The organism is Enterococcus casseliflavus NBRC 100478 (assembly GCF_001544095.1).
GTDB classification, from domain to species: domain Bacteria; phylum Bacillota; class Bacilli; order Lactobacillales; family Enterococcaceae; genus Enterococcus_D; species Enterococcus_D casseliflavus.
In genome coordinates this window covers 69,713-93,208 of sequence record NZ_BCPT01000009.1, presented here as the reverse complement: position 1 = coordinate 93,208, position 23,496 = coordinate 69,713, and the positions used below count along the sequence as shown (strand labels likewise).

38 protein-coding genes are annotated in these 23,496 nt (G+C 37.9%); 32 read left to right on the top strand and 6 right to left on the bottom strand.

The genetic code is table 11. From position 1 onward, the window contains the following. Positions 1-55 precede the first annotated feature (55 nt). Together der and hbs are read left to right on the top strand one after the other, a co-directional pair. A complete protein-coding gene (der, locus tag ECA1_RS09390) occupies positions 56-1,366 on the top strand; it encodes a ribosome biogenesis GTPase Der (protein ID WP_005231911.1) in 1,311 nt (436 codons plus the stop codon). 235 nt (positions 1,367-1,601) lie between these two features. After that, positions 1,602-1,877 (top strand): non-specific DNA-binding protein Hbs, encoded by a 276-nt coding sequence (gene hbs, locus ECA1_RS09385; RefSeq protein ID WP_003126821.1) that lies wholly within the window; start codon positions 1,602-1,604, stop codon positions 1,875-1,877. A 94-nt stretch (positions 1,878-1,971) separates the two neighbouring features. Here hbs and ECA1_RS09380 read toward each other — a convergent pair whose 3' ends face one another. The 4 genes from ECA1_RS09380 to ECA1_RS09365 form a co-directional block, all read right to left on the bottom strand. After that, positions 1,972-3,117, bottom strand: a complete 1,146-nt coding sequence (locus ECA1_RS09380; protein ID WP_060792335.1) for a tyrosine-type recombinase/integrase — start codon at positions 3,115-3,117, stop codon at positions 1,972-1,974. Between the two features lie 101 nt (positions 3,118-3,218). Then, positions 3,219-3,815 (bottom strand): DUF4352 domain-containing protein, encoded by a 597-nt coding sequence (locus ECA1_RS09375; protein WP_060792334.1) that lies wholly within the window; start codon positions 3,813-3,815, stop codon positions 3,219-3,221. A gap of 88 nt (positions 3,816-3,903) precedes the next feature. Next, positions 3,904-4,371: an ImmA/IrrE family metallo-endopeptidase gene (locus tag ECA1_RS09370; RefSeq protein ID WP_060792333.1), complete on the bottom strand. Its 468-nt coding sequence runs from the start codon at positions 4,369-4,371 to the stop codon at positions 3,904-3,906. An 18-nt stretch (positions 4,372-4,389) separates the two neighbouring features. Continuing rightward, positions 4,390-4,710 (bottom strand): helix-turn-helix domain-containing protein, encoded by a 321-nt coding sequence (locus tag ECA1_RS09365; protein WP_060792332.1) that lies wholly within the window; start codon positions 4,708-4,710, stop codon positions 4,390-4,392. A gap of 290 nt (positions 4,711-5,000) precedes the next feature. Between ECA1_RS09365 and ECA1_RS09360 the strand changes: the two genes are divergently transcribed. The 16 genes from ECA1_RS09360 (at position 5,001) to ECA1_RS09280 (ending at position 12,983) form a co-directional block, all read left to right on the top strand. Beyond that, positions 5,001-5,183, top strand: a complete 183-nt coding sequence (locus ECA1_RS09360) for a hypothetical protein (protein ID WP_060792331.1) — start codon at positions 5,001-5,003, stop codon at positions 5,181-5,183. 11 nt (positions 5,184-5,194) lie between these two features. Next, positions 5,195-5,497, top strand: coding sequence for a hypothetical protein (locus tag ECA1_RS09355; protein ID WP_060792330.1), 303 nt, complete (start codon positions 5,195-5,197; stop codon positions 5,495-5,497). A gap of 614 nt (positions 5,498-6,111) precedes the next feature. Continuing rightward, positions 6,112-6,336 (top strand): hypothetical protein, encoded by a 225-nt coding sequence (locus tag ECA1_RS09345; protein ID WP_060792329.1) that lies wholly within the window; start codon positions 6,112-6,114, stop codon positions 6,334-6,336. Between the two features lie 11 nt (positions 6,337-6,347). Next, positions 6,348-6,704: a hypothetical protein gene (locus tag ECA1_RS09340; RefSeq protein ID WP_060792328.1), complete on the top strand. Its 357-nt coding sequence runs from the start codon at positions 6,348-6,350 to the stop codon at positions 6,702-6,704. Continuing rightward, positions 6,697-6,891, top strand: a complete 195-nt coding sequence (locus tag ECA1_RS09335; protein ID WP_060792327.1) for a hypothetical protein — start codon at positions 6,697-6,699, stop codon at positions 6,889-6,891. Before ECA1_RS09340 ends, ECA1_RS09335 begins: the two co-directional genes overlap by 8 nt. A gap of 2 nt (positions 6,892-6,893) precedes the next feature. Then, entirely contained in the window at positions 6,894-7,910 is a 1,017-nt protein-coding gene (locus ECA1_RS09330; RefSeq protein WP_060792326.1) for a recombinase RecT, read from the top strand. Continuing rightward, positions 7,873-8,703: a PD-(D/E)XK nuclease-like domain-containing protein gene (locus ECA1_RS09325; protein ID WP_060792325.1), complete on the top strand. Its 831-nt coding sequence runs from the start codon at positions 7,873-7,875 to the stop codon at positions 8,701-8,703. Before ECA1_RS09330 ends, ECA1_RS09325 begins: the two co-directional genes overlap by 38 nt. 13 nt (positions 8,704-8,716) lie before the next feature. Further along, on the top strand, positions 8,717-9,511 hold the full coding sequence (locus tag ECA1_RS09320; RefSeq protein ID WP_060792324.1) for a phage replication protein O: 795 nt from the start codon (positions 8,717-8,719) through the stop codon (positions 9,509-9,511). A 12-nt stretch (positions 9,512-9,523) separates the two neighbouring features. After that, positions 9,524-10,363: a DnaA ATPase domain-containing protein gene (locus ECA1_RS09315; protein ID WP_060792323.1), complete on the top strand. Its 840-nt coding sequence runs from the start codon at positions 9,524-9,526 to the stop codon at positions 10,361-10,363. Positions 10,364-10,366: 3 nt separating this feature from the next. Then, on the top strand, positions 10,367-10,828 hold the full coding sequence (locus ECA1_RS09310; RefSeq protein ID WP_060792322.1) for a DUF1064 domain-containing protein: 462 nt from the start codon (positions 10,367-10,369) through the stop codon (positions 10,826-10,828). Next, positions 10,828-11,031: a hypothetical protein gene (locus ECA1_RS09305; RefSeq protein ID WP_060792321.1), complete on the top strand. Its 204-nt coding sequence runs from the start codon at positions 10,828-10,830 to the stop codon at positions 11,029-11,031. The genes ECA1_RS09310 and ECA1_RS09305 overlap by 1 nt, the downstream gene beginning before the upstream one ends. Before the next feature lie 16 nt (positions 11,032-11,047). After that, the gene (locus tag ECA1_RS09300; protein WP_060792320.1) at positions 11,048-11,392 is read left to right on the top strand and encodes a hypothetical protein; all 345 of its coding nucleotides are present in this window, start codon (positions 11,048-11,050) and stop codon (positions 11,390-11,392) included. Further along, entirely contained in the window at positions 11,385-11,981 is a 597-nt protein-coding gene (locus ECA1_RS09295) for a hypothetical protein (RefSeq protein ID WP_060792319.1), read from the top strand. The genes ECA1_RS09300 and ECA1_RS09295 overlap by 8 nt, the downstream gene beginning before the upstream one ends. Positions 11,982-12,030: 49 nt before the next feature. Then, positions 12,031-12,162, top strand: coding sequence for a hypothetical protein (locus tag ECA1_RS09290; protein WP_255209322.1), 132 nt, complete (start codon positions 12,031-12,033; stop codon positions 12,160-12,162). Between the two features lie 141 nt (positions 12,163-12,303). Beyond that, entirely contained in the window at positions 12,304-12,495 is a 192-nt protein-coding gene (locus ECA1_RS09285; protein ID WP_060792317.1) for a hypothetical protein, read from the top strand. Positions 12,496-12,530: 35 nt separating this feature from the next. Further along, positions 12,531-12,983 carry a class I SAM-dependent methyltransferase gene (locus ECA1_RS09280; protein WP_060792316.1) on the top strand — a complete coding sequence of 151 codons (453 nt, stop codon included), beginning with the start codon at positions 12,531-12,533 and terminating at the stop codon, positions 12,981-12,983. Between the two features lie 71 nt (positions 12,984-13,054). On the opposite strand, the gene ECA1_RS09275 is transcribed toward ECA1_RS09280, so the two are convergent. Beyond that, positions 13,055-13,528 carry a lipoprotein gene (locus ECA1_RS09275; protein ID WP_060792315.1) on the bottom strand — a complete coding sequence of 158 codons (474 nt, stop codon included), beginning with the start codon at positions 13,526-13,528 and terminating at the stop codon, positions 13,055-13,057. A 402-nt stretch (positions 13,529-13,930) separates the two neighbouring features. Beyond that, positions 13,931-14,191 (bottom strand): hypothetical protein, encoded by a 261-nt coding sequence (locus tag ECA1_RS09270; RefSeq protein WP_029487098.1) that lies wholly within the window; start codon positions 14,189-14,191, stop codon positions 13,931-13,933. Between the two features lie 49 nt (positions 14,192-14,240). Here ECA1_RS09270 and ECA1_RS09265 point away from each other — a divergent pair, with 49 nt between their 5' ends. The 14 genes from ECA1_RS09265 to ECA1_RS09205 all read left to right on the top strand — a co-directional run bounded on the left by ECA1_RS09265 (position 14,241) and on the right by ECA1_RS09205 (position 23,493). Next, complete coding sequence (locus ECA1_RS09265) at positions 14,241-14,801, top strand: DUF1642 domain-containing protein (protein WP_060792314.1); 561 nt, start codon at positions 14,241-14,243, stop codon at positions 14,799-14,801. Between the two features lie 154 nt (positions 14,802-14,955). Then, the gene (locus ECA1_RS09260) at positions 14,956-15,405 is read left to right on the top strand and encodes a YopX family protein (protein ID WP_060792313.1); all 450 of its coding nucleotides are present in this window, start codon (positions 14,956-14,958) and stop codon (positions 15,403-15,405) included. After that, the gene (locus ECA1_RS09255) at positions 15,395-15,595 is read left to right on the top strand and encodes a hypothetical protein (protein WP_060792312.1); all 201 of its coding nucleotides are present in this window, start codon (positions 15,395-15,397) and stop codon (positions 15,593-15,595) included. Before ECA1_RS09260 ends, ECA1_RS09255 begins: the two co-directional genes overlap by 11 nt. A 3-nt stretch (positions 15,596-15,598) precedes the next feature. Continuing rightward, the gene (locus ECA1_RS17470) at positions 15,599-15,736 is read left to right on the top strand and encodes a hypothetical protein (RefSeq protein ID WP_155642944.1); all 138 of its coding nucleotides are present in this window, start codon (positions 15,599-15,601) and stop codon (positions 15,734-15,736) included. Positions 15,737-15,917: 181 nt separating this feature from the next. Next, entirely contained in the window at positions 15,918-16,388 is a 471-nt protein-coding gene (locus tag ECA1_RS09250; protein WP_060792311.1) for a hypothetical protein, read from the top strand. Positions 16,389-16,679: 291 nt separating this feature from the next. Beyond that, entirely contained in the window at positions 16,680-17,429 is a 750-nt protein-coding gene (locus ECA1_RS09245) for a hypothetical protein (RefSeq protein ID WP_060792310.1), read from the top strand. 70 nt (positions 17,430-17,499) lie between these two features. Further along, complete coding sequence (locus ECA1_RS09240; RefSeq protein WP_060792309.1) at positions 17,500-17,829, top strand: hypothetical protein; 330 nt, start codon at positions 17,500-17,502, stop codon at positions 17,827-17,829. Next, positions 17,826-18,146, top strand: a complete 321-nt coding sequence (locus tag ECA1_RS09235; RefSeq protein WP_060792308.1) for an HNH endonuclease — start codon at positions 17,826-17,828, stop codon at positions 18,144-18,146. Before ECA1_RS09240 ends, ECA1_RS09235 begins: the two co-directional genes overlap by 4 nt. Beyond that, positions 18,097-18,876 carry a hypothetical protein gene (locus ECA1_RS17700; RefSeq protein WP_249023859.1) on the top strand — a complete coding sequence of 260 codons (780 nt, stop codon included), beginning with the start codon at positions 18,097-18,099 and terminating at the stop codon, positions 18,874-18,876. The genes ECA1_RS09235 and ECA1_RS17700 overlap by 50 nt, the downstream gene beginning before the upstream one ends. Continuing rightward, positions 18,873-19,139 carry a hypothetical protein gene (locus ECA1_RS09225; protein ID WP_081091727.1) on the top strand — a complete coding sequence of 89 codons (267 nt, stop codon included), beginning with the start codon at positions 18,873-18,875 and terminating at the stop codon, positions 19,137-19,139. The genes ECA1_RS17700 and ECA1_RS09225 overlap by 4 nt, the downstream gene beginning before the upstream one ends. A 138-nt stretch (positions 19,140-19,277) precedes the next feature. Then, positions 19,278-19,589: a P27 family phage terminase small subunit gene (locus ECA1_RS09220; protein WP_010736761.1), complete on the top strand. Its 312-nt coding sequence runs from the start codon at positions 19,278-19,280 to the stop codon at positions 19,587-19,589. Next, positions 19,586-21,268, top strand: coding sequence for a terminase TerL endonuclease subunit (locus ECA1_RS09215; RefSeq protein ID WP_060792307.1), 1,683 nt, complete (start codon positions 19,586-19,588; stop codon positions 21,266-21,268). Before ECA1_RS09220 ends, ECA1_RS09215 begins: the two co-directional genes overlap by 4 nt. A gap of 361 nt (positions 21,269-21,629) precedes the next feature. After that, positions 21,630-22,802 (top strand): phage portal protein, encoded by a 1,173-nt coding sequence (locus tag ECA1_RS09210; RefSeq protein ID WP_060792306.1) that lies wholly within the window; start codon positions 21,630-21,632, stop codon positions 22,800-22,802. Then, positions 22,789-23,493, top strand: coding sequence for a head maturation protease, ClpP-related (locus tag ECA1_RS09205; RefSeq protein ID WP_060792305.1), 705 nt, complete (start codon positions 22,789-22,791; stop codon positions 23,491-23,493). Before ECA1_RS09210 ends, ECA1_RS09205 begins: the two co-directional genes overlap by 14 nt. Positions 23,494-23,496: the final 3 nt, after the last annotated feature.

Genomic DNA, 23,496 nt, shown 5'->3' with positions numbered 1-23,496 from the left:
GATTGAATACAAGAAGCAGCGTACAAGGACTGCTTTTTTAAATGGAGGGTAAAAAATGTCAAATCCAACAATAGCGATCGTTGGACGTCCGAATGTGGGGAAATCGACCATTTTCAACCGGATAGCTGGAGAACGAATTTCGATCGTTGAGGATACTCCAGGAGTGACCAGAGATCGTATTTATGCCACTGGTGAATGGCTAGGCCGTGAGTTTAGCGTGATCGATACAGGTGGGATCGATTTAAGTGATGAGCCGTTTATGGATCAAATCAAGCATCAAGCAGAAATCGCCATCGATGAAGCAGATGTCATTGTTTTTATTACGAGTGCTCGTGAAGGAGTAACCGATGCTGATGAGCTTGTGGCTCGTTTGCTGTACAAAAGCAATAAACCCGTGATTTTAGCCGTCAACAAAGTTGATAATCCCGAGATGCGTACCGACATCTATGAATTTTATGGTTTGGGTCTAGGCGATCCATACCCAATCTCAGGAAGTCATGGATTAGGGATCGGGGATGTCCTTGATGAAGCTGTCAAACACTTCACCAATGAAGCAGAAGAAGAAGATGATTCCATCATCAAGTTTAGTTTGATTGGTCGACCAAATGTCGGTAAATCCTCTTTGATCAATGCAATTCTTGGGGAAGAGCGAGTGATCGTTTCTGATATCGAAGGAACGACTCGTGATGCGATCGATACCCATTTTACCAGCGAAAGCGGTCAAGAATTTACCATGATTGATACGGCAGGGATGCGTAAAAAAGGGAAGGTCTACGAGTCTACTGAAAAATACAGTGTGATGCGGGCGATGCGGGCCATTGAACGCTCAGACGTCGTCTTGATGGTCTTGAACGCCGAAGAAGGGATTCGCGAGCAAGACAAACGGATCGCTGGCTATGCCCATGAAGCAGGCCGTGGAATCATTATTGTTGTCAATAAATGGGATACATTGAAAAAAGAAACGAATACGATGCGTGATTTTGAAGAAGAAATCAGAGATGAATTCCAATATTTGGATTACGCGCCAATCATTTTTGTTTCCGCAGTGACGAAACAGCGCTTGAATAAGCTGCCGCAATTGATTGAAGAAGTCAGCATGAATCAAAACATGCGTATTCCATCTGCGTTGTTGAATGACGTCATTATGGACGCTGTGGCGATCAACCCAACCCCAACAGACAAAGGCAAACGTTTGAAGATTTTTTATGCGACGCAAGTAGCTGTCAAACCGCCAACTTTTGTTATTTTTGTCAACGAAGAAGAACTGATGCATTTCTCTTATGCACGTTTCTTAGAAAATCAAATCCGCAAGGCATTCACTTTTGAAGGAACGCCGATTCGGATCATTCCTCGCAGAAGAAAATAGAGATTTTATCATACTTTGTTTCTTTTTACAAAGAAATCTGTCCTTTTCTAGAAAAATGGGAAAAAACCAAAAAAAAAACCCCCTAAAAACGTTAAAATCCTTGATATTACAAGGTTCTTATGATAACGTTATATCAGAATATTGATGGTAATCAATATTTGACAAAAACCTTGGACCACTCAAGATTTTTGTTGATGCATGACATCAAAAAAAATATCAGGAGGTGAAACCATCCATGGCAAATAAAGCAGAATTAATCGAAAAAGTTGCAGCAGCTACTGACTTAACTAAGAAAGACGCAACTGCAGCAGTAGACGCTGTATTCTCAACAATTCAAGACGCTTTAGCTAACGGTGAAAAAGTTCAATTGATCGGCTTTGGTAACTTTGAAGTTCGTTCTCGTGCAGAACGCAAAGGACGCAACCCACAAACTGGTGAAGAAATCAAGATCCCTGCTAGCAAAGTACCTGCATTCAAACCAGGTAAAGCTCTTAAAGACGCAGTGAAATAACTTCATTAAAAACCCGTTGGGGCTCTAAGGCTCTAACGGGTTTTGTCTTATACATATAGCTTGAAGGGGCAAGAAAGGGGCAATAAATTGTAGTTTAAAGTCCATCCTTTTCCAAATCTTCCAGTATATTTGCACGCATATTTTTAGTGACGTGTGTATAAATTTGATTTGTAATCTTGGAATCCTCATGACCAACTCGATCCATGATTGCTTTTAACGGATAGCCTTTTTCGGCAAGCCAAGAAATATGAGTGTGACGAAAAATATGTGAGGATAAATTCTTATGTTCAAGTCCAACTCTTGCTCCAGCTTTTTTCAATCCGAGGTTGAAAGAATTAATTTGAACGGGAACGCCATTCTTGGTTACAAACAGATAGTTCAATTTTTCAAATTTAGGATTCTCAATAGCATCAAAATTCACCTCATCAATGGTTCGTTGAACGAGATCAATTGTCCTTTTGGTAATATCAATCGTTCTATAAGATGCGTTTGTTTTAACGGGTCCTTTAATACCTTTGCGATAGCCTTCGGTTCGGTCTATTGATCCATTTACATGAGCTTGCCGATTACCTAAGTCAAAATCATTTGGCTGCATTGCTGTAGCTTCACCAACTCGCATACCAGTTAAGAACATAAATTCAGCCAGTCTAGCCAAACGATAAGTTGATGGCCTGCGATAGAGTTCCTCAATTAATTTCTCAGCTTCTTCACGTTCTAAGTACTTGTTTTCGAGCTTCTTGAAGTCCTCACGGGTTTTTGGTCTTTTCTTGATAATAACGTCAGCCATTGGATTAAAATCCACGTAGCCCATTCTACGAGCGTATTCAAATACCATGTTGAATATAGATTTTATTGTACTTAGGTACTCATCCGAGTAATCAAGTTTGTTGAATGCAGTCTGAAGAAGGGGAGCGTCAATGTTGTCTGCCCAAACATCGGCACTAATCATACCTTTAACTGATTTTATTGTTGCGTTATACGCCATTTTGGAACTATTTCTAAGCGGCTTTTTATGCCCTTCGTACCATTGATCAATCGCATCATGAAACATAATCCGCTCTTTTTTCTTCTCATTAATCGCTTCGTTAATCTTTATTTCTAATAGCTTACGTGCCTTGTTAGAGGCTTGAGCAGAATCGCTTGTGAGTATAACACTCTTCTTTTTGGTCTTCTCAGAATACGGATCTTTATATCTTTCTACATACTTGAATTTCCCATCCGCTAGTTTCTCAATCCACACTTTAAACAACTCCTATTTTCTGATACAATAGGCGTAACCTATTGGTTATTTTCTGTTTGCACGCCCCCTGTCTGCCAAGAAGGAGGGGCGTGTTTTTTTATTTATTCATCCCATGTAGCAGGACCGTAAGTAACGGAATATGGTGCATTCCCTTTGGAAGAAAAGTGCATAACCACTGTTGCTTTTTTACCACCTGCAATAGAATTAGGAATATTATTTGAATATGTCGAAGCATCGAAAGTCGCTAATTCTGAGTTTCCATCGTACAGATCGAATGTTTGCGCATTAAAGTCTATTGGTTCGTTCGAAGTATTTTCTACTATAGCTGTTACAACAACAGGATGCTCACCCTCTTTAGGATCGTTTAAAGATACTGAATCGTCTGCTTTTACTTCCGTAACAGTAATCCTTTCATTAGTTGTAAAGTCAGCAGGTTCTCCATATTTAAATGAACTCGTCGATGATGATGAGCTACCATCTTCTTGGGTAGCAGATGTACCTTCGAATAAATTCTCAAAATTTGCTATTCGTTCAGATAGCTCACTGTTTTCTGATTTCAGTTTTGAATTCTCGGTTGTTAAACTATTCACTGTATCCTGTAAATCTGAATCATTGGATCCTCCTGCGTCACCACCTTGACCACTGCACCCAGAAAGAATTAACACACTAAACAGCAACCCGTAAACTACTTTTTTCATTTCTTTTCCTCATTTCTTTGATATAATAATTTTGTAATCACTCAGAAATGAGTGGCCCAATCGAAGTTGAGCCTTCGATTGGGCTTTTTTAATAGAAGCTTTTAAATACACTTACTGTACCGTTTAAATTGAAAAGTATAGTGTATTTATTTTCAGTTTTTATACCATCGTACTTCCTTGCATAATATTTAATAGCGGCTTTAAATGTTTTTTCAGTTATGCTGAGGTGTTCAGCACACTCCCAAACACTAACGCATCCACTTTCAAAACAATCTAGAATATCTCCAGGTGTAACAAGAATGGTGGCTCCTGTGTCTCTTGCCTTTTGCTCTTGTTTTCTTTTTTCAGGAGTATCTTGCTCAATTATATTTCCGCTACCTGTTAAATAATGTCCAATTTCTTCGGCAACAGTAGAGTTTAATTCTTCGTAATTCTGTTGGGGATTCAGATAAACAATCGAACCGTGAATCATCCCTTTTTGATGAAGGGGCATTAGTGGATCGAATTTGTAATTTAACTCTGGAAACTTCAGCATCAATTCCTCATAAACCTGCATCAGCTCACCTACTTTAATTTATAGTGGATTATTTTTTCTATACTCAATGTAGTTCAATATATCTTGCATATCCTTATCTGGGACATCGTCATCTATGTGCGCAGCTAACAATTCTCCTTTTGCCCCCAATTTACGATCTCTATCTTTGGATCTATCAAGCAAATAGTCCACAGACACGTCAAAGTAATCTGCTAAAAGTTCCAGCCGCTCTTTTGTTGGGTTATTAGAATTTTTCATTCGGTAAAGCACATTTTTGGATAATCCAAGATCTTCCTCTACTTGATTTAGAGATTTTCCTCGCAATTTTGCTAAATATTTTATCTTGTCAAATACCGTCATATCAATATTCTCCTTAAAAATCACAAGAAAAATAAACTTTGATGTTAAAAATAGTTGACCATAATAAACATCAATGTTAATATAGTTCTTGTAAACAAGTTTAACAACTATAAAGACAACAAAAACACCGTTGATTAATAAATGCCAACCGCCAAGAAAGCTTTTAAATCAATGTTTATATGTCTTATTTAGCTATGGACTAATTTTAACACTCATGTTAATAGTAGTCAACATAATTTATTAAACAGTTGTTAAACTTGTTTCGTATTTTGACAAGTGAGGTGAATAGAATGGCAACTTCAAAGGAAACTGTTCAAAAGATCTTGGACTATTTCGATACACAAGGATGGCTTATCCCTGATGTAGCAAGTGCATTAAATGTGTCTGAACAATATCTACGGAGAGTTTTAAACAATCCAGAAAAACATCCGAAACAAATCACAAACATTATTGCTCATTACAAAATCAGGTAGGAGGGATCGAATTGAAAAAGCCGACATTAAAAGAATTGATCATATCTGCTGAAAAAGAAGCAAATCCTGATGATTGGTATCGTCAAGGACTTATCCTAGAAAAATTTCATGGAATGTCAAAATCGGCTTTGCTGCAATACTGCAAGGAGATGGACGAAATTCCTGAATTTGCAGAAGGTTTGCTTCGCCCGGGACCTTCAACCACGTTTATTCATTACCAAACATTCTTATGGTTCTTAAAGTGGAAAGATACTAACAAGTATCTAACCAAGAAATTATCTCCACACGAAGTGCTTGGTGATGCTACAGCATGAACTACAACTTACAACAAGAACTTATGATCCACGGTCTCATCAAAGAAAAGATGAGAACCTTACACGATCAACTTAACGATCGGAAAGTACCACTGACTGAAACACAACGAGATTTATCAATTCGGGAATTGAGGAGTTATCAAGAGTTGATTTATCAGAATCGGTTGAATCGGCAAATAGAATTGAGGTGATTTTATGAAAGGTTTACGAAGATCAGCATTCATCATCACTATATTTTTCTTGGGCGTTTGGTTCGGAAACCATCGTCAATTGCCAGATTGGGCAGTCATATCATTACCAGTGTCAATCATGTGGTGGTTTTTCAAGTATGACGAGATTGCCTATAAGAAGTGGTTAAGGAGAGGAGTACAAAACGATGCTAGAAGAACAGCTTCATCAGTTTCAATGCAAGAGCTGCAATAGAAAGACGCTTATCAATGCTACGGAATTAAAAAAATGTGAGCCGTGGAAAGGTCCCTACTGCACGAAATGCGGCAGACATCTCAAGGAGATTAAGAAATTATATACAAAAAAATAGCGACTCCGCCAGCAAGCATAGAGTCGCATACGAAACATATCTGGATACATTGTAGCACGAGAGGAGAAATTTTCAAATGATTACTATTACAGGACTTAACGATGACATCTATACAGCAATGCTTGGGAACGCTCAAGAGCGAGTAATTGATAGCATCATGACTGCCGCTAGCCAAGGGCGCACAAGCATCACAATTGCTAGTAAAGGATTAACGCCAGGATTCTTGTCTCAACTTCAGAATGAAGGTGTGGACAATCTGGTAGAACAAGACGGACGTTACAAATTGTTTTGGGAATTCTAGGAGGGATTGCAATGGGCGTGGTAGAAGGAGCGAGAAAACAGATAAGAAAAATGGAACACATTATTGATCAAATCAACGAGGCGGAAGATTTGCTAATAAGTCTAAAAACACCTGCGTTGCATCCTGTCAGTAATGAATTAATGAATGATATTGAAATAGGCATTTCTACTCATTTCATGGGCAGTGGTTTTTTTAAAGAAGATGCCAAGTCTAGATGCCATCGAGTTTATATTGAACAAGATTTAGGAATCACAGATATTCAAGGTCAAATCAGGGATTTGATTACGGAATCCTGTGAAAAACGAATTGAGGATTTGAAATCCGAATTGCGAAAAATGATCTTTTACGCTGGTGATCGCCATGAATGATTTCGATTCATTAGGCGCTCGTCAACAGCCTGAAATTGAACCAAATCAGATTGCTGTTGATTGGAAAGGCGAACCACTTTACAGAGGCGACATCGTCTACACAACTGATTTGGGTTTAGTTCACGAAGATCAGATTATCGACTACGTAAACGAAAATTACAGAAAAATAAATATTGGAGGAATTTAAAAATGGCAAATGATTTAACTCAAACAACGCAACGTTCATTAGACGAGCAAGTAATTGGCAATTTAGATCGGTTAAAAGATCAAGGATTAGAAATGCCGCCAAATTACAGCCCACAGAATGCATTGAAGAGTGCTTTCTTCGAGCTTACAAATAACACAGCAGGTAACTTGCTTCAAGCGGCTGCTAACAACCAAGAAACGAAAACATCAATTTCTAATGCTTTGTTGGATATGGTTATCCAAGGATTATCGCCTGCGAAGAAACAGTGCTACTTCATCAAGTATGGAAACAAAGTACAGCTTATGCGTTCATATTTTGGCACCATGGCAGTTCTTGATCGTGTTACAGGTGGAGCTGATATTACCCCTGTAGTCGTACGAAAAGGCGATGATTTTCAAGTGGGTATGGATGGACCAAACATGGTAGTCACTAAACATGAAACCAGTTTTGAAAATCTGGATAACGAAATTGTTGCTGCTTATGTAGTGATCAAGCTTGCTAATGGCAAAGAAACCACAACGGTCATGACCAAGAAGCAAATTGATCAGAGTTGGGCTAAGTCAAAAATAAAGGGATCTGGACCTCAAAAAGAATTTCCGGAAGAAATGGCAAAGCGTACAGTAATCAACCGAGCAGCTAAAGCTTTAATCAACACGAGCAATGACAATGATTTATTCGTTCAAGCTGCAAAAGAAACACTTGAAAATGAATTTGATGATCGTGAAATTAAACCTGCAGAACCGGTTAAGGTTCAAGCAATCGAAAACAAACTAAAACAGAAAATGGGCATTAAGCAAGCAGAGCCGATTGAAGAATCAGCACCAATCGAAGAATTGATGAAACCGAAAGAAGCTGTTGAACAGGAGTTGGACGAACAACCGATTGATTTGGAATCGTTAGAAAAAGCAGCCGAAGAAGCAGAACCTGTTCAAGGTGATCTTGGTATCATTCCTAACTTTGACAGAGAGGAAGGTGTCAAAGATGAAGGAATCCTCCCAGAAGAAGATTACCCGTTCTAAGATCAAGCTCATTGATGATAATTACTATAGCAATGAAGCGGACTGGCAATACATGTCGGTATCTCAATACAAAAATTTCCTCAAATGTCCTGCGGCCGCTTTAGCCAAACTAAAAGGTGATTGGCAACCTTCATCAGATCCAATTGCTTTATTAGTTGGAAACTACGTTCATTCTTATTTTGAGGATCTAGCTGTTCATGAAAAATTTAAGGAAGAAAATAAAGACAGGATGTTTTCTTCTAGAAAACCTTATGGACTTTTGAAAGATTTCAAGATTGCTGAACAGATGATTGATCGACTGATTGTCGAAGATGCGTTCTTGAATTTATATCAAGGCGAAAAAGAAGTGATCGTAACTGGGGAACTATTTGGTGTCGAGTGGAAGGGGAAAATTGATTGCTTAAATCTTGAAGATGACTATTTCGTAGATATCAAAACAAGTAAAGATATTCATGAAAGAAAATGGAATGAGATTTACGGTCAACGGTGCACCTTCATTGAGAATTTTGGGTACGTCTTGCAGATGGCTGTTTATTGCGAATTACTCAAACAACAATACGGTAAAGATTTCGTTCCTATAATCGCTACAGTTTCTAAGCAGACACCAAGCGAAGCGAAGTTGATCACGCTGGACGAGGACAAAATGTCATTTGAGTTAATCAACTTAAGAGATAACATCGATCGTATTCAACGGATAAAAATGGGTGAAGAAAAACCAGAAGCTTGTGGAACTTGTGAGTATTGCCGGGCAAATCAACGAATAACCGGTTTTACAAGTATGAACGACTTGTAAGGTGGTGATTTAAATGGCAGAAGGATGGGTCAAGCTTCACCGAACAATTACTGATAATTGGATATGGGATAATCCCCACTATTTAAAGTGGTGGCTTGATTTGATTCTAATGGCTAACCACAAAGAGAGGAAAATTCTTTTTAACGATTCAATCAGAACTGTTGGCATAGGGGAACGTGTGACATCAGAACAAAAACTATCAGAGCGCTGGGGAGTAAGTCGAAATACCGTTAGAAAGTTTCTAAATTTACTCGTTAAAGACGACATGATTTCTTTACAAAAATCAAGGCAAACTGGGACAACGTATAAAATCAATAACTACAACGTTTATCAAGGTTTTTCAGAAGAAAAAAAACATCAAACTGAACAACGGTCTGAACAACAAAAGGACAACGAACTGAACATAAACAAGAATGAAAAGAATGAGAAGAATGAAAAGAATAATAATAGTCCTCGTAACACACGCAAAAAGCGTGTCTACGAAGACGACGACCCTAATAAAATTCTTGCAAAAACTCTTTTCAAACTAATCAAAAAGAATCAAGACATCAAAGAACCGAACTTGGATGATTGGGCGAATACAATTCGCTTAACAATCGAATCAGACAAACGATCAGGTAAGGAAGTTCAAGAAATGATTGTCTGGGCAACGCAACATGAATTTTGGGGCGGCGTGATATTATCACCATCCAGTTTGAGAAAACATTACGACAAGATGAAGGCTCAAAGAAATAACCCGACCAAGAAAAATGGAGGGCGACGTCTGGAGAGTGAAGCTTTTAATGATTATGACGATTTACCAATCTAGTGGAGGTGAAATATGAAGAGCCTAGCAGTTGAAATGAAATCTTTAATTGACAAGGTATTAGTGTTACGTGGCGAGTGTCCAAAATGTCAACAACCGCTATACGGGTACAAAGCAAAGAACAAAGACGGTTCTGACCGATGTGCGCCGATATGTATGGCTTGTGGTTACTATGATATGTGCCGAAAAGAAGATCGAGAAACCGAACGAATCTACAATGAAAGCCTAAAAAAGAAAGCAATCGATTTCTTTCGCCATGGTTCAGTGGTTACAGATACATCTTTGTTCGATTGTACTTTTGATAACTATAAAGTAATTGACGAAGAAACCAGAACAGCAGTAGCGATTGCTAACAATTTTGTTAAAGCAGTATTAAATGGGGAACCCAAACATATGGCATTGAATGGTAAATCCGGAAGTGGAAAGAGCCATTTATCTATGGCTGCAACTTGGGCAATTATTGAACAGTCGGATTACACAAAAAAATGTTTATTCATTGGTTACCGGGAATTCTTGGAACAAATTAAATACTCTTTTAACGATAAGGAACTTCGCAAACACATACAAGGATCGTTAATGAAAGACATTAAAACTGCTGATTTAGTAGTTGTCGATGATCTAGGCGCTGAATTAGGTGGTGCGAATTTTAACGATAGCAAAGTATTCACAAACGACATTATCAACTCGATTATGGAAGCCCGTCAAAATCAAGCGACCATTATTACTACAAATCTTGCAGGGAAAGAAATTGCTGAAGCTTATGGTCAACGCATCACATCACGGGTTTTTAAAAATTCACAAGGATGTACCTTCAAATTTGAGAAAACAGCAGATAAACGATTAAGGGCGGTGTAGTTATTGGTTACAAAACCTAGAAGTAAGTACGGAAATACTAAACATGAAGTAGACGGCATTCTCTTTGATTCAAAAGCTGAAGCCAGATACTACAAAATCTTGAAACAAAAAGGGATGAGCTTTCTGCCAATATCTGACAATTTTTGCGAAATGCAAAAAAATATGATCTTGCAAGAGGGATTTTATAGTGATGGTTTGAAGGTAGCTCCAATACATTATCGAGCGGATTTCGTCATTTATGAAGAAGGCAAGCTGGTTAAGGTAGTCGATGTCAAAGGATATCAAGATGCAATCTCAATGTTGAAAATGAAGATGTTTGCTAACCGATACGGGTTCCCAGTGACATTCGCAAAGTTCAATTCTAAAACCAATAGATTCGAGGAAATGAGTTGCTTTGAATCAGCTCGTCAGCAGCGCAAAAGAGCAAGCGATCGCCGCAAGAGAAAGTTGGAGGGAATCAAGTGATGGAGAAGTCTAAAGAATGGAATGTTCAATTTCTGGACGTAAATGGCGATGTCAAATATCAAATCAACCAAACCTGTACAGAATCGAAAGCAGTAACACTTGTTAGAAAGCTGGAACAGATGTGGCGAACACGACCAGCAAATGAACGGAGCAGCAAGAAAAATGCAACGCCGATTGCTGTTCGATCAATGAGGCACTTATGACAAGGAGGGTACAAAGATGGTTACGAGCAAACAAGGACGTCGAGCGCTAAAGCGTGCCAAGCTTGCCCGAATGGTTTACCTTGCCGAGCGTGACGACTTTGACACCAATAAAGCAGTACAGCAAGAATTGAAACGACTCAGAAGTGAAACAGCTGTCACAAAATCAGGGCGTAAAGGTTTAACAATCCAAGTCATAGAAGATAACAAAATCGCTTTTGAGGGCAATAAGAGAGCCGTAGCGGAGTTTTGTGACATATCGAAGTATGAAGTGACATGCAGACTTAAATCAGGAATCAAAGACAGCAAAGGACGTTACTTTGTCTTAATAAAAAACAAATTGGAGGAAAACAAAAATGACTAAGCAAGTAAACTTTCGACCAGAGGTAAAAAAGGCTACATCAAAATCTAACGGAAACGTAGAAGTGCTACTAGTGGTAAATAATGGATCACTGAAAGGCCGCTATGACGATCTGAGCGACTTTTTAGGAAAGACGGTATCAGTTACGATCCAACCTGAAACAGTGGGCTATACGCTTCCTATCAATAAACAGACTAAACGTCCGAACGTCAATTATGCAGTAAATAGCGATGGAACAATTGAAGTCTTGAAAGAAGAACAAACTTCATTGGATGTCGGTGATGGCGTTGAAGAAATTGAAATGGTTGAGATTCAAGTTTCCAAAGATACTATTGATGAGTTCATCAAAACCGCTACCTCGTTGCCGTTACCAGACAGCATCACTATCAATCCTCGTGACGTTTTAATTCAAATCGAAGAAGGCGAAAAAATTTCCGAAGTAGCTGCTGTTTATGAAATGTCTGAAGATGCATTAATTGATCAGATTGAAATCTCTCGTCAGTACTTCGCGCCATTCGCTGATACTTGGAGCAAGAAAAAAGATGAAGTAATCTTCAAAGAGTCATCAGGTGATTCGGATGGGAATGAATGACGGCAAAATAATTATTCTGGAAGATGCAAAATTCTATTGGAGCGTTGGTGTGATTAACCAAGCAAAAGATCTCTTTGGTAAAGGGTTTAAGCCTAGCGAAGTTGCTCAAATCATGAATGAGAAATTGATCGATGTTGGATTATTGTACCTTCACTTGTTGGAAAGTAACCAGATTAAGTAGGTGATCCCATGAAATGCAATCGATGTAAAGGCGAAAGGATTATTTGGGGAAAAGACACGTTTGGCCGGGCAGTAGCAATCAACTGTCCGGTCTGCAATAAAGATGGTGCTGCTGTTCGTAAAGAAACGAAGGAGTGGGGAAATGGACATTCTCGAAGTATTTTGGACAAACGTTGACTGGCACTTAAAAGCTAAGAAAGTAGCTTTGAGAAAAACTCATGAAAACGCAAGAAAGAAAAGAGCTGGAATTCAATTACGGACTGTCGAAGATATAGCCAAATCTTTAAAGATTGATGATTATTCGATACTTTTTGAAAAGGTTGAGAGTCAGTAATCCACCAAAATAACCAACTGAAGGAGGTAATTCAAATGCTCAAAATACTGGATGCGTGTTGTGGTAGCCGAATGTTCTGGTTCGATAAGCAGAATCCCAATGTAACTTTTATGGATATTAGACAGCACTATGAGGAACTTGAAACAGGGCATGTAGTGAATGTTAATCCAGATATTGTCGGAGATTTCCGAGATATGCCTTTTGAATCCGACACATTTGACATGGTTGTATTTGATCCACCGCATCTAATACACGCTGGCGAAAATTCTTGGTTAGCTAAAAAATACGGCAGATTAGATGAACTTTGGCCAGAAGATATTCGTCAAGGATTCGCAGAATGCATGAGAGTCTTAAAACCAAACGGCAGCTTGATTTTCAAATGGAATGAAAACCAAATTTCTTTACAAGAGGTATTGGCAGCGATTGGTGAGCAACCATTGTTTGGTAACAAACGGAGCAAGACACATTGGTTAGTATTTATGAAGTAAGTCAGCTATCCGACGAAATAAAAAAACTAGTTCGAAAACTAGTTTAAGTTTCATAAGGACTATTTACAACGTTATTGATCATCTACAACTTTTTTCAAAGCGTTCATAATAATTGTTTCATCTGATGGATTATTCATTACCAATTCAGTTGCTTTGGCATTAGCAGCAGCAAAAGGAGTTTGTAAAGATTGTTTTACTTTTGGGTCAGTGACAGAGTCTATATAATCTTTCTCTTTTTGCCAAGCATCTTTAATTTGTTGATAGTATTCATCTTCTTTATTTGTCATAGGGACTGAAGTTTCTTGGTTGCTAGAGTTTTCAATAAAACTACTTTCTAGAGTGTTATCTTGTGATTCCGATATAGATTGATATTTATCGAGAGAATATTCAGTAGTATTTTCGTGTGATTCTGTTGCAGAAGAAACCATTGTTGTCGAAGATGTTTGTAAAGTATCAGACGAATCGGAAGCAGTGCTGACGGACTTTTTGTTAGAACATCCAGATAGTACCAGAACACAGCCTAAAATAAAAAATGACTTTTTCATAAGTTTATTCTCCTCATATAAAAGCTTTTATGTTGAATTAAGGATAGCATAACGAAATAACTTGGTAAATAATTAGCGCTAGAAATGGTAAATGAAGTGAATTGTCATTTCATTAAACACCGTAAAGAATAGTCAGCTATAACGGAATAATCACAATAAAAAACCAGCACCATTGGAGCATAGGTACTGGAAAGGCTACGTTTAAAATTGATTGGGCCTCAATACTTTTGATTAGGAGTGTGCCTTTTTTTAAATAGTACTTTAATTAATCATTTTCAGCAAATAAAAACCCAACAACTATAAAGTTGCTGGTGATACCTAAAAATTTAAAAGAGTTAGTTAAAAGAATATAAAAGCATTACAAATATTCTAAAGCAAAAGTCGGAGGTAATTCAAGACCCACTATGAGTCTTCTTTGCGAACAATATGAATTCCGTTATCAGCAAGTTGTTCGCTAATACTATGGAATAATCTAAAATTGAATTCCATTTCAAGACAACGAAAGAACTCGTCTTGATATTCACTAGTAATATCGGACGCAGTTTTTAATAAGTCGTTTGGATCGTCTGTCAGTTCAAGCTCGACTGGTAGACACTCCAAATCATTTAAAACGTATTCCGCAGCAGATTTCATAGCAGCACGTGCATCAACAGTAATTTTCATACGATCGCCTCCTATGGCGATTATATCATGAACGGAGGGGATAATTTTGATGAAACAAGAATTGATTGAAAAAATAAAGCAAAATCAAATTAAGGATCGAATTGAGTCTGAATACACTGGAGGCATCAATGAAGGGCTAAGAATTGCCATAAGTTGTGTGGAAAAAGCATTTGAACAGTCAAAAGAAATTGTTCCACAGTTTGTAGCGGATTGGTTCGAAGAGGGCTTATTCGAGGAGTTAGATTGGGACCTTAGCGGTGCTTTAACAGAAGCTTTCAAAGTGGGCAGAGAAGAGAGAGATGATTTTCAAGATTGGCTTGTCGACACCACTAATTATCCAATTGAAACATTGGTAAGAATGAAGCTATTTGGGTATGAAATCGAAAAAGATACAGTCTATTGTGTAGCGTCGCAAACAGAGAATACTTTTTTGGAAGATATATCTATAAGTGGAGCCGCAAAACGGAATAACTGGCTTGCCAGTTATACAGAAAACCGAATAGAGGCAACTACCTTCAATGACATCGAAATAGCAGAAGCCTTTGCAAAAATTGTTAACGGAACAGTGATGAAATCCACTAACAATTGCGATAGAGGAGTAGATAATTAATTATTGTAAAGGGTTTGAAATCAAAAAAATCTGAATATAGAACTCAATAGAATACCAGCAAGAATACCTAATATAAAAATAATTACATTTCTGAATGTTTTATTTTTCATATGATCGCCTCCTATGGCGATTATATCATGAATGGAGGGATAAGATGGAACCAAAATTTAGATGTTGGGATAAAGAAAATGACAGAATGATTTATCCAAGTACAGAAGGCGTTTGTTTTGAGTTAGATGATGACGGTATAAACATACTTGATGTAAGCGGAGATTATCCAGAAGATCATACTTTTCCAGCAATTGATTCATTCCTCATGCAATCCACTGGTTTGAAAGACAAGAACGGCGTGGAAATTTTCGAGGGGGATATGGTAAAGAAATTCTCCAATATCAACAAGTTTACAGATGATTTTGCTGAAGACATTGAGCCAACCTACGGTACAACCTCAATTGTGCGTGACGGTGCTTGTTTTAAGACAACTTTTAAAGGTGAACCTAGCTTAGTGCTAGATCAAAATAGTATGTCTATGGTAGAGCATATGGAAGTGGTAGGCAACATCTACGAGAACCCAGAACTATTGGATCAATCCAATGAAAGTTAATCATTATACGGTACTGGCTGTTGTATCAATACTGTTGACGATCGCTGGTCTAAGTTGGCTATCCTATACAATTGTGGATCAACAAAAACAAATTGAGCAGTTACAAGAACAACTACAGCACGAGCAGATGAAGTACAGGATTATTATCAATGATCCGCTAGTGCGAGATGCGATGGAAGCGGGTGGATAAATGATGGACTTTGCAGTGTTAGTAGCCGTAGCACTTTTTGCAGCAGTATTCGCAAGTGTGTTTTTCGGCAAAGAACTAGATGAAAAGGAGAAGCAAGCCATTGCCAAAGAAAAAATCGAAAGTAAAAAAGAAGAAGCGTAAGTTGCTAGAAAAATCCAAGGCGAACGGAACATTGAATAAAAGGGTCCTTGGAAAGACCTTGAAGAATTTGATCATTGATGAAGAACATCAACATGGTTCACATTTTGATAAATAAAAAAGCCACTACCTTTTGGGTAAGTGACCTGTGACAAGACTATTTTACCATAAAGGGGTGGCGTTTGTGAGATTTCAATGGCTTAAAAACTACCAAGACTTAGAAGAACAAATACTCTTCATGAAATGGAATCTTAACAAGAGTAGGTTGGAATTAGATCGATGGGTCAACGGTGATTTAGCAAACGTGCGCCTTGAAAAGAATTCAAGATCATCATCGTTGGAAGAAAACATCAGGATTATAGAGAATGAACTAGAGCTGCTTGAAAAAGAAAAAGTTGAACTGATGGAATTGATAGATTCATTCAGTGGAGCAGATGTCCAAATTGTAAAGTTAAAGTATATTGATGACATGGATGTTTATGATATAGCAGATGAGACAGGTTACAGCGTATCCTATATCAGAAAGCGGCATACAGAGATTCGCAAGACATTATCATTCGTGGATGAGTATGAGGCACGGCGAGAGGAACGCTTGAAGAAGCAAGAAGAAATTGATTATTATTCAGCAGACCAAGATCAATTAAGCTTGTTTTGACATTGTCACAAAATGCGACCTCAAAGCCTGTGTATATTTCTTGATTTAAACGGGTTATAGTAATAGCGTAGAAGAAACGGAGAGCCGGTTATTGGACTACTCACACTAATCCAAATACCGAAAGGGGGCTAATCCCTCATCGCTTTACTTCTTTGACGGATACGAAAGACAGCACAATTTTTTGAAAGAGGTGGAACTCCTCATTTCGAAATTCGTTAGTGCTGTCTTTTAATATTGAAAGATATTCTGTAATAGATGATACTATATATAAAAAAGGTGTTGAGTAAATATATGATAGGGAATATTTTTTATGATGTCCATGGAGATTTCATTTGGTCTAGTGTTGCTGCGATTGTAGCTGCTGTTGGTGCTGTGATATCATTTGTTTTTTCTTTGCTGAGTTTTTTAAATACAAGAAAAATGGGAATAAAGCAAAATATATTAGAACAAAAAAAGATTGATGCCGATATTATTTCTAAATCAAGAATGCATTGGATCGATAGTACAAAAGAAATTGTAACATCATTTCTAAACGCTTCTTTGAAATTATCTAGTTCGTACGTTATGTTCTCAGAGAAAATTAAGCAATACAATGAATACAATATAAGGGCAGCCAATTTTAAAGCTTTAAGTAATGATAAAAAAATATCTCATACAGATCGAAAAAAATACAAAGATATTTATGAACAATGGGAAATACAAGACAAAGTGAATTTTGATTTAGATATGAAAAGTAGAGTCGATGATTTAAATAATACTTTGGAAATTCTAAAAAAAGAATTTATGTTAATAAAATTAAACTTTAGTAACAATGAAGAAAATAACAAAATAGTAAAACTAGCCGAGGAGATACACGAGAACCTTCGTAAATATTCATTGAAAAGTAGCTGGATGCAATTTGATTCTGCTAACGTAGTTGACAGTAATATTCAACAATCTAGGAAAATGAGAGATGATGTAGCAATAGAAGTAAATAAGTTAATTGTCATGTTAAGAGATTACTACAAAAAGGAATGGGAAAAGGTTAAAGCAGGTAAATAAGAGTTGAATATTTTAATAATGTAGTCACTCCGTGCGAGTGGCTTTTTATTTTGTATAAGGAGAGATGGGTATGAAGAAACCGCAGGACCATAAAAAGAAATCTGTTCCAGAAAAACAAGACGACTTTATCAAGATGCTAACTCAGTTACATGAAGAGAAGGACATGGATGCTATTGCTGAAATTTTTTGGAAAATCATTACGGCATACGGACTAAAGGTAGACGAACTTGCAGCACTGAATTACTACACGATGAAGCGATCGCTTGAGGCACCTGTTAATGCAACACTATTGAAAGAGCGAATGAAGTTGGATGCTACTAAGCTTGGGGTAGATGGTATCTTACAAGTTCAGCGTGCATTGATCACTATCTACACAGAGCAATTAGCCAAAGAACAATGATACCTGTTGTCAAAACCAAAGCAGATCGAGCTAGATTTTATGGATCGACTAAGTGGAGAAATCTAAGGCAGGCAATACTTGAGAGAGATCACTACGAATGTTTATGGTGTAAAGCAGAAGGCAGACTGACTACACAGTATGATTCGATACTGGAGGTTGATCACATAAAAGAATTGGAAACAAATCCAGAGCTTGCGTTTGATCCAGACAATCTAAGAACGTTATGCAAGGACTGTCACAATAAGCGACACGATCGAATGAACTATCGTGGGCAACCAAAGAAAAGAAAGTGGGATGATGAGTTTGACATCTTATAATACACTAAAGGAATACGTTGAAGACGGAAGGTACACTATTATTGTTGGTCAAAGAATTGTCGGTCCAAGGAATAAATCTTTGATGACTAGAATTAAGGAACTATATCCCGAAGCAGTAGTAACAACTTCTAATGCTGATGGTATTGGTGGTAAAAAACTATTGGTTGATAAATTGGCAGCGGATGGATTAGGTCTTAAGTCAGCATTGCCTAAGTACAAAATCGTAGATGTAGTGTATGAAAACTTCACTAAGCAATTCGTTGAAGGCGACAATGTGACTGTTAACTTTTCTTCGAAGTTACATGAGGGATGGGAGAAGGCATTTAATCAAATTAAACAAACTACTAGTGAAAGTTTAAGGAGTTCTTTTATTGGATATGCAGCAGGCATTCATGCTCATCCTTACAAAGAACAAGGTGATGAAGGATACATGGATTATTTCAGGCTGTTTTTCGAAGGTGATATTTGGAAACAAAAGCGACAGGATATCTTGGATTCGAAGAAACCATTAACCAAAGAAGATGTAAGCTTTGATTTAAACGGGAAAGTTCCAAAGCTTTACATCAAAGGTCGAGAAGTCGGAGTTGTATCAATGACGAATCACTATGTAACAAAACACGACTGGGGTGAAGGAACCAATGTGATTACATTTATTTATGTGACTAATGATGATCCTAGAAACAAAGTCTTGTCGATCGATCGTAATAACGGAAGGGTGTTTAATCAATGAGTAATGATGAAAGAACATTTATAAAAGAAGGATCAACAATTCAAAATCTAAATGAATCAAGACATGATGCCAGCGCTTGGATTCAAGATACAATTGATAAGTTGAATTCATTTAAGCAGCGAGTTGATGATGGTCATGTGATCATAATGGGTGGGGACTACAATGAAACTCATCCAGCACCAGACAGAGAACAGGTAACGTACGATTACATCTCATTGTCAATCGATTTCGTGAAAACCAAATCCCAAAATCAGACCGAATAGAACATGAAAGTGGGGACTAATACACCCCCGGTCGAATTATTTCGGGGTCAAATCCCAATCTAGGGAACCGGTGGGAGGGGTCAACTGTCCAAATTTATGACAAAAATTTTTTTGCTAGGGGGGTGAGAGCCTTTGAAGATGTCAGATTTAAAGAAACAGTTGCTAAGACAGATTGACGTAAACGATCAGATGGAACTTGAAAAAGTTGAGAGATACCTTGATTTAGTTAGGCTTTATCGAAAAATGGATAAAGCTGTTAAGCAATACGGACCAATTGTCGAAGGCTTTAACGGCACTCAAACGTATCTTAAAACTAACCCAGCAATCGCTCAAAAAGTTACGATTTCTCGTGCAATTATTGCTCTTGGTAAAGACCTTAACCTTGATGATTTGAACGGTAAAGTAGTCACTGATAATCAAGATGATTACGATGAGAGTGATCTAACATGATTCATCAAAAACACGTTGATTACTATATCGAACAATTCAAATCAGGGAAAATAAAGTTTAACAAAGAGCGAGCAAATTTAATTGAGTATTTAGAACGTTATGTTCTTAGTCGGGATGATGTTTACTTCGATGATGTGATGATTGATAAGTGCATTGCTTATGGTGAGAAATGGTATTTCCCAATGCAGCCATTCCAGAAGTTCTTAATCGCATTTATCTTTCTTTATTTCAAAAAGAATGACCGGAATGTTTACCGTAAGTTCCTTTGGATGTTTGGTCGTGGTGGAGGTAAAAATGGATTGTTATCAGTTGTGCTGAATTTCCTTCAGACTGAAATGCACGGCATCATGGACTACAACGTTTCGATCGTTGCCAATAGTGAGGATCAAGCGAAAACATCATTCGAAGAGATATACAATACAATCAAACGGAATAAGACATTACAAAAAGCTTTCGAATATGGGAAGTCAGTGATCACCAGCAAAAAGACTGGAAGTAAAATAAAATTCCGTACTAGTAATGGCGATACAAAAGATGGATTGCGTGATGGAGCAGTAGCTTTTGATGAAATCCATCGATACGAATCGAACAAAGATGTAAAAGTCCATATTAGTGGTCTTGGTAAACGCCCGAACCCGAGGGAGTTTTATGTGGGTACTGACGGTTATGTTCGTGAGGGATTCTTGGACAATATGAAAGAAAAAGCGAAAAGAGTGTTGAGCGGTTCAGTCCGTTTCAATGCTCTTTTTCCTTTCATTTGCAAACTGGACTCAGAGGAGCAGGTCAATGATCCTGACAACTGGGAGTTAGCCAATCCTATGTTTCATCAGCCACTATCTGAGTATGCGGACAATCTTTACGAAACTGTTATGGAAGAATACGAGGATTTGGAAGACGATCCAAGCAACCGAGAAGAGTTCATGACTAAACGTATGAATTTACCTGTCACAGACTTAGAACGATCGGTGGCTAGTCGTGAAGAGATTCTTGCAACAAACAGACCATTCCCAGCAAACCTAATCGGCAAACAAGCCATTGGAGGTTTAGATTATGCCAGTCTGCGTGATTTCGCCGCCTGTGGGCTTTTGTTTCGCGATGGGGATGATTATGTATTCAAGACCCATTCGTTTGTTAGAAAGCAATTTGTGGACATTTACTACGGGTATTCTCGTAAAGCGTCTGAAACTACAAAAGAAAAATTTGCACCCATAAGGGAATGGGAAGAAGAAGGATTGCTGACGGTCATAGATGGGCCCACAATCGATCCGAAAACAGTTGTCGGCTGGTTTGTTGAGCAACGGGAAAAATACGGCATAACGAAAATAGTAGCCGATAATTTCCGGATGGATTTATTGCGACCATTGTTTTTGGAGGAAGGATTTGAAATTGAAGTGATCAGAAACCCAACTGCTGCAGATAATTTACTAGCCCCTAGAATTGAAGATGCATTCGCAAATAATCACATTATCTTTGGTGACAATCCATTGATGCGCTGGTACACGAATAATGTACTAGTAAAAACGAATGGCGACGGCAACAAATCATACAAGAAGAAAGAAGAGGTTCGTCGTAAGACAGACGGATTCAAGGCGTTTGAATACTGTCTATGGCGTGCAGATGAGATTATCGATTACGACTACGATGATGCCTTTGATATGTTAGATGAAATTGAATTTTAGAAAGCGAGGGCTAGGTTATGTTCAGTGATTGGATTCATTTAACCGAAAGGGAATTTTTTATTAAATACTGGTATATTCTGATACCGATCTTTTTGTTTATTTTATTTATTGCAATATTGATCGAATGGGTTTCACGCAGAAAGTGAGTGATCATTATGTATAAGCCACAATATTTAAACGTTGAGCGAAAAACAAAAAACGTAATGGCTGGCAACACAGTTTATTTCACTAAAGTAACTACAACGCCTTTGGGTTACAAGAAGAAACCACCTGAACAGATTCCAAATAAGTCATGCAGGCGATTTGCCGGAAAGTGAAGGTGATCCATATATCTAATCCAATTGAAAGGTGGTGAAAATATGTGAGTTTATTTGATGTCTTTAAGCAGTCCATACGTAATGAAGAACCTTCGGACTGGATTCCTGATCTCGTCTACGGTGATGATGAGTCCGCTCGAGCATACCTGAAAATTATGGCAAAGAATACAGTGCTAGATTTTGTAGCAAGAACAATGTCCACACTAGAAGTAAAGTTCAAAAACAAAGATGGTACTGCTGATTGGGAATACATTTTGAATGTTCGACCCAACAATGATATGTCGGCTGCAACGTTCTGGGAAAAGTTTTTCTATCGCTTAATGGACGACAACGAAGTGCTGGTCATTTTTACAGAAGATAATCAACTATTGATTGCGGATGATTTTTCTCGTACTGAATACGCTGTTTATGATGATGTGTTCACAGGTGTAACAGTGAAGAACTATGTATTTCAAAAAAGCTTCAATATGTCAGATGTGATCTACATTGAATACAACAATGATAAACTTGATCGTTTTACAAAGGGCTTGTTCGAGGACTATTCTGAGTTATTTGGGCGAATCATTGAAATTGCAATGAGAAACAATCAAATTCGTGGATCGGTGTCTATCAATGCAACTGCTACTGCCAACGAAAAGAAAGATGAAAACGGCAAGACTCGGACAGAAAAACTTCAAGAATATGTCGATAAAATCTATCAAGCCTTTAAGACAAAATCAGTTGCAATCGTGGCAAAGGTGAAGAACATTGATTATGAGGAATACACCAATAAACAAGGGGTTTCCAATCAATCACTTGATGAGTTAAACAAAATGAAAACATCGTTGATCGATGATGTAGCCAACGCCATAGGAGTTCCTACGGCGCTTATTTATGGTGAAAAAGCTGACCTTGATTCTAATCTAGATGCTTTTCGTAAACTTTGTATCGTTCCGCTGATGAAGAAGCTTCAGGATGAGTTGATGGCCAAAATCATTACAAAAAAAGAATATCAAAAAGGGGAGCGCATCAAAGTTTCTAAAGTATTGCCAGTCAGCATCATAGAGAAAGCAACGCAATTAGATAAAGTCGCTTCTTCAGGAGCGTTCTATGTGGATGAAGTCCGTGACGTATTTGACTACGATGAATTACCAAACGGTGAAGGCAAGAAAATTAACATGACCAAGAACTATGAAGAAACATCGAAAGGGGGTGAGAACGAAAATGCCGAAAGTTAAAAAAGTACCGTTTCAATTTACCAACGAGATTCAAAATGGTAAGCACATTCTCACCTTGAGTGGCAATGTCCAAAAGAAATACTGGCGTGATGATGATGTCATTAATGCGAAAGATATCCGAGAATCACTGGATAAAGTCACAGATGATATTGTGATCAAACTAAATAGTCCTGGCGGCGATGTGTTTGAAGGGATTGAAATTTACAACTATCTGAAAGATCATCCGTCGAACATCACTGTCGAAGTAACTGGTTTGGCAGCCAGTGCCGCAACTTTCATCATTGCTGGCGCTGACGAAGTGATCATGAATATTGGCACTTCATTGATGATTCACGAAGCTTCAACATTTGCTTGGGGAAACAAACAGGAAATCCAAAAAACTTTGAATGCATTGGAGACCATCGATGATTCAATTTTAGCAATTTATTCAGACAAGACCGGTCAATCAGCTGATCAGTTGCGTGAATGGATGAATGAAGAAAAATGGTTCACGGCAGATGAAGCGGTCGAATTCGGATTTGCCGATTCTGTAAAACGTGTCGAACCTCAAGAAGAACCGCAGGACATTGCATCAATGATTCAAGATGCCGTTGCAGTGGCAATGGCTAGTTTGCAACAACCCGTAACGAATCAAGTGGAACAAGAACCAAAACCAAAATCATTAATCGCACGATTGCGAAAAGGAGAATAAATT

What these genes read in the sequence shown, in the direction of transcription:
- der (WP_005231911.1), top strand. Translation starts at nt 56, where the DNA reads ATGTCAAATCCAACAATAGCGATCGTTGGACGTCCGAATGTGGGGAAA.
- hbs (WP_003126821.1), top strand. Translation starts at nt 1,602, where the DNA reads ATGGCAAATAAAGCAGAATTAATCGAAAAAGTTGCAGCAGCTACTGAC.
- ECA1_RS09375 (WP_060792334.1), bottom strand. Translation starts at nt 3,815, where the DNA reads ATGAAAAAAGTAGTTTACGGGTTGCTGTTTAGTGTGTTAATTCTTTCT.
- ECA1_RS09370 (WP_060792333.1), bottom strand. Translation starts at nt 4,371, where the DNA reads ATGCAGGTTTATGAGGAATTGATGCTGAAGTTTCCAGAGTTAAATTAC.
- ECA1_RS09365 (WP_060792332.1), bottom strand. Translation starts at nt 4,710, where the DNA reads ATGACGGTATTTGACAAGATAAAATATTTAGCAAAATTGCGAGGAAAA.
- ECA1_RS09360 (WP_060792331.1), top strand. Translation starts at nt 5,001, where the DNA reads ATGGCAACTTCAAAGGAAACTGTTCAAAAGATCTTGGACTATTTCGAT.
- ECA1_RS09345 (WP_060792329.1), top strand. Translation starts at nt 6,112, where the DNA reads ATGATTACTATTACAGGACTTAACGATGACATCTATACAGCAATGCTT.
- ECA1_RS09340 (WP_060792328.1), top strand. Translation starts at nt 6,348, where the DNA reads ATGGGCGTGGTAGAAGGAGCGAGAAAACAGATAAGAAAAATGGAACAC.
- ECA1_RS09335 (WP_060792327.1), top strand. Translation starts at nt 6,697, where the DNA reads ATGAATGATTTCGATTCATTAGGCGCTCGTCAACAGCCTGAAATTGAA.
- ECA1_RS09330 (WP_060792326.1), top strand. Translation starts at nt 6,894, where the DNA reads ATGGCAAATGATTTAACTCAAACAACGCAACGTTCATTAGACGAGCAA.
- ECA1_RS09325 (WP_060792325.1), top strand. Translation starts at nt 7,873, where the DNA reads ATGAAGGAATCCTCCCAGAAGAAGATTACCCGTTCTAAGATCAAGCTC.
- ECA1_RS09320 (WP_060792324.1), top strand. Translation starts at nt 8,717, where the DNA reads ATGGCAGAAGGATGGGTCAAGCTTCACCGAACAATTACTGATAATTGG.
- ECA1_RS09315 (WP_060792323.1), top strand. Translation starts at nt 9,524, where the DNA reads ATGAAGAGCCTAGCAGTTGAAATGAAATCTTTAATTGACAAGGTATTA.
- ECA1_RS09305 (WP_060792321.1), top strand. Translation starts at nt 10,828, where the DNA reads ATGGAGAAGTCTAAAGAATGGAATGTTCAATTTCTGGACGTAAATGGC.
- ECA1_RS09300 (WP_060792320.1), top strand. Translation starts at nt 11,048, where the DNA reads ATGGTTACGAGCAAACAAGGACGTCGAGCGCTAAAGCGTGCCAAGCTT.
- ECA1_RS09295 (WP_060792319.1), top strand. Translation starts at nt 11,385, where the DNA reads ATGACTAAGCAAGTAAACTTTCGACCAGAGGTAAAAAAGGCTACATCA.
- ECA1_RS09285 (WP_060792317.1), top strand. Translation starts at nt 12,304, where the DNA reads ATGGACATTCTCGAAGTATTTTGGACAAACGTTGACTGGCACTTAAAA.
- ECA1_RS09280 (WP_060792316.1), top strand. Translation starts at nt 12,531, where the DNA reads ATGCTCAAAATACTGGATGCGTGTTGTGGTAGCCGAATGTTCTGGTTC.
- ECA1_RS09275 (WP_060792315.1), bottom strand. Translation starts at nt 13,528, where the DNA reads ATGAAAAAGTCATTTTTTATTTTAGGCTGTGTTCTGGTACTATCTGGA.
- ECA1_RS09270 (WP_029487098.1), bottom strand. Translation starts at nt 14,191, where the DNA reads ATGAAAATTACTGTTGATGCACGTGCTGCTATGAAATCTGCTGCGGAA.
- ECA1_RS09265 (WP_060792314.1), top strand. Translation starts at nt 14,241, where the DNA reads ATGAAACAAGAATTGATTGAAAAAATAAAGCAAAATCAAATTAAGGAT.
- ECA1_RS09260 (WP_060792313.1), top strand. Translation starts at nt 14,956, where the DNA reads ATGGAACCAAAATTTAGATGTTGGGATAAAGAAAATGACAGAATGATT.
- ECA1_RS09255 (WP_060792312.1), top strand. Translation starts at nt 15,395, where the DNA reads ATGAAAGTTAATCATTATACGGTACTGGCTGTTGTATCAATACTGTTG.
- ECA1_RS17470 (WP_155642944.1), top strand. Translation starts at nt 15,599, where the DNA reads ATGGACTTTGCAGTGTTAGTAGCCGTAGCACTTTTTGCAGCAGTATTC.
- ECA1_RS09245 (WP_060792310.1), top strand. Translation starts at nt 16,680, where the DNA reads ATGATAGGGAATATTTTTTATGATGTCCATGGAGATTTCATTTGGTCT.
- ECA1_RS09240 (WP_060792309.1), top strand. Translation starts at nt 17,500, where the DNA reads ATGAAGAAACCGCAGGACCATAAAAAGAAATCTGTTCCAGAAAAACAA.
- ECA1_RS09235 (WP_060792308.1), top strand. Translation starts at nt 17,826, where the DNA reads ATGATACCTGTTGTCAAAACCAAAGCAGATCGAGCTAGATTTTATGGA.
- ECA1_RS09225 (WP_081091727.1), top strand. Translation starts at nt 18,873, where the DNA reads ATGAGTAATGATGAAAGAACATTTATAAAAGAAGGATCAACAATTCAA.
- ECA1_RS09220 (WP_010736761.1), top strand. Translation starts at nt 19,278, where the DNA reads ATGTCAGATTTAAAGAAACAGTTGCTAAGACAGATTGACGTAAACGAT.
- ECA1_RS09215 (WP_060792307.1), top strand. Translation starts at nt 19,586, where the DNA reads ATGATTCATCAAAAACACGTTGATTACTATATCGAACAATTCAAATCA.
- ECA1_RS09205 (WP_060792305.1), top strand. Translation starts at nt 22,789, where the DNA reads ATGCCGAAAGTTAAAAAAGTACCGTTTCAATTTACCAACGAGATTCAA.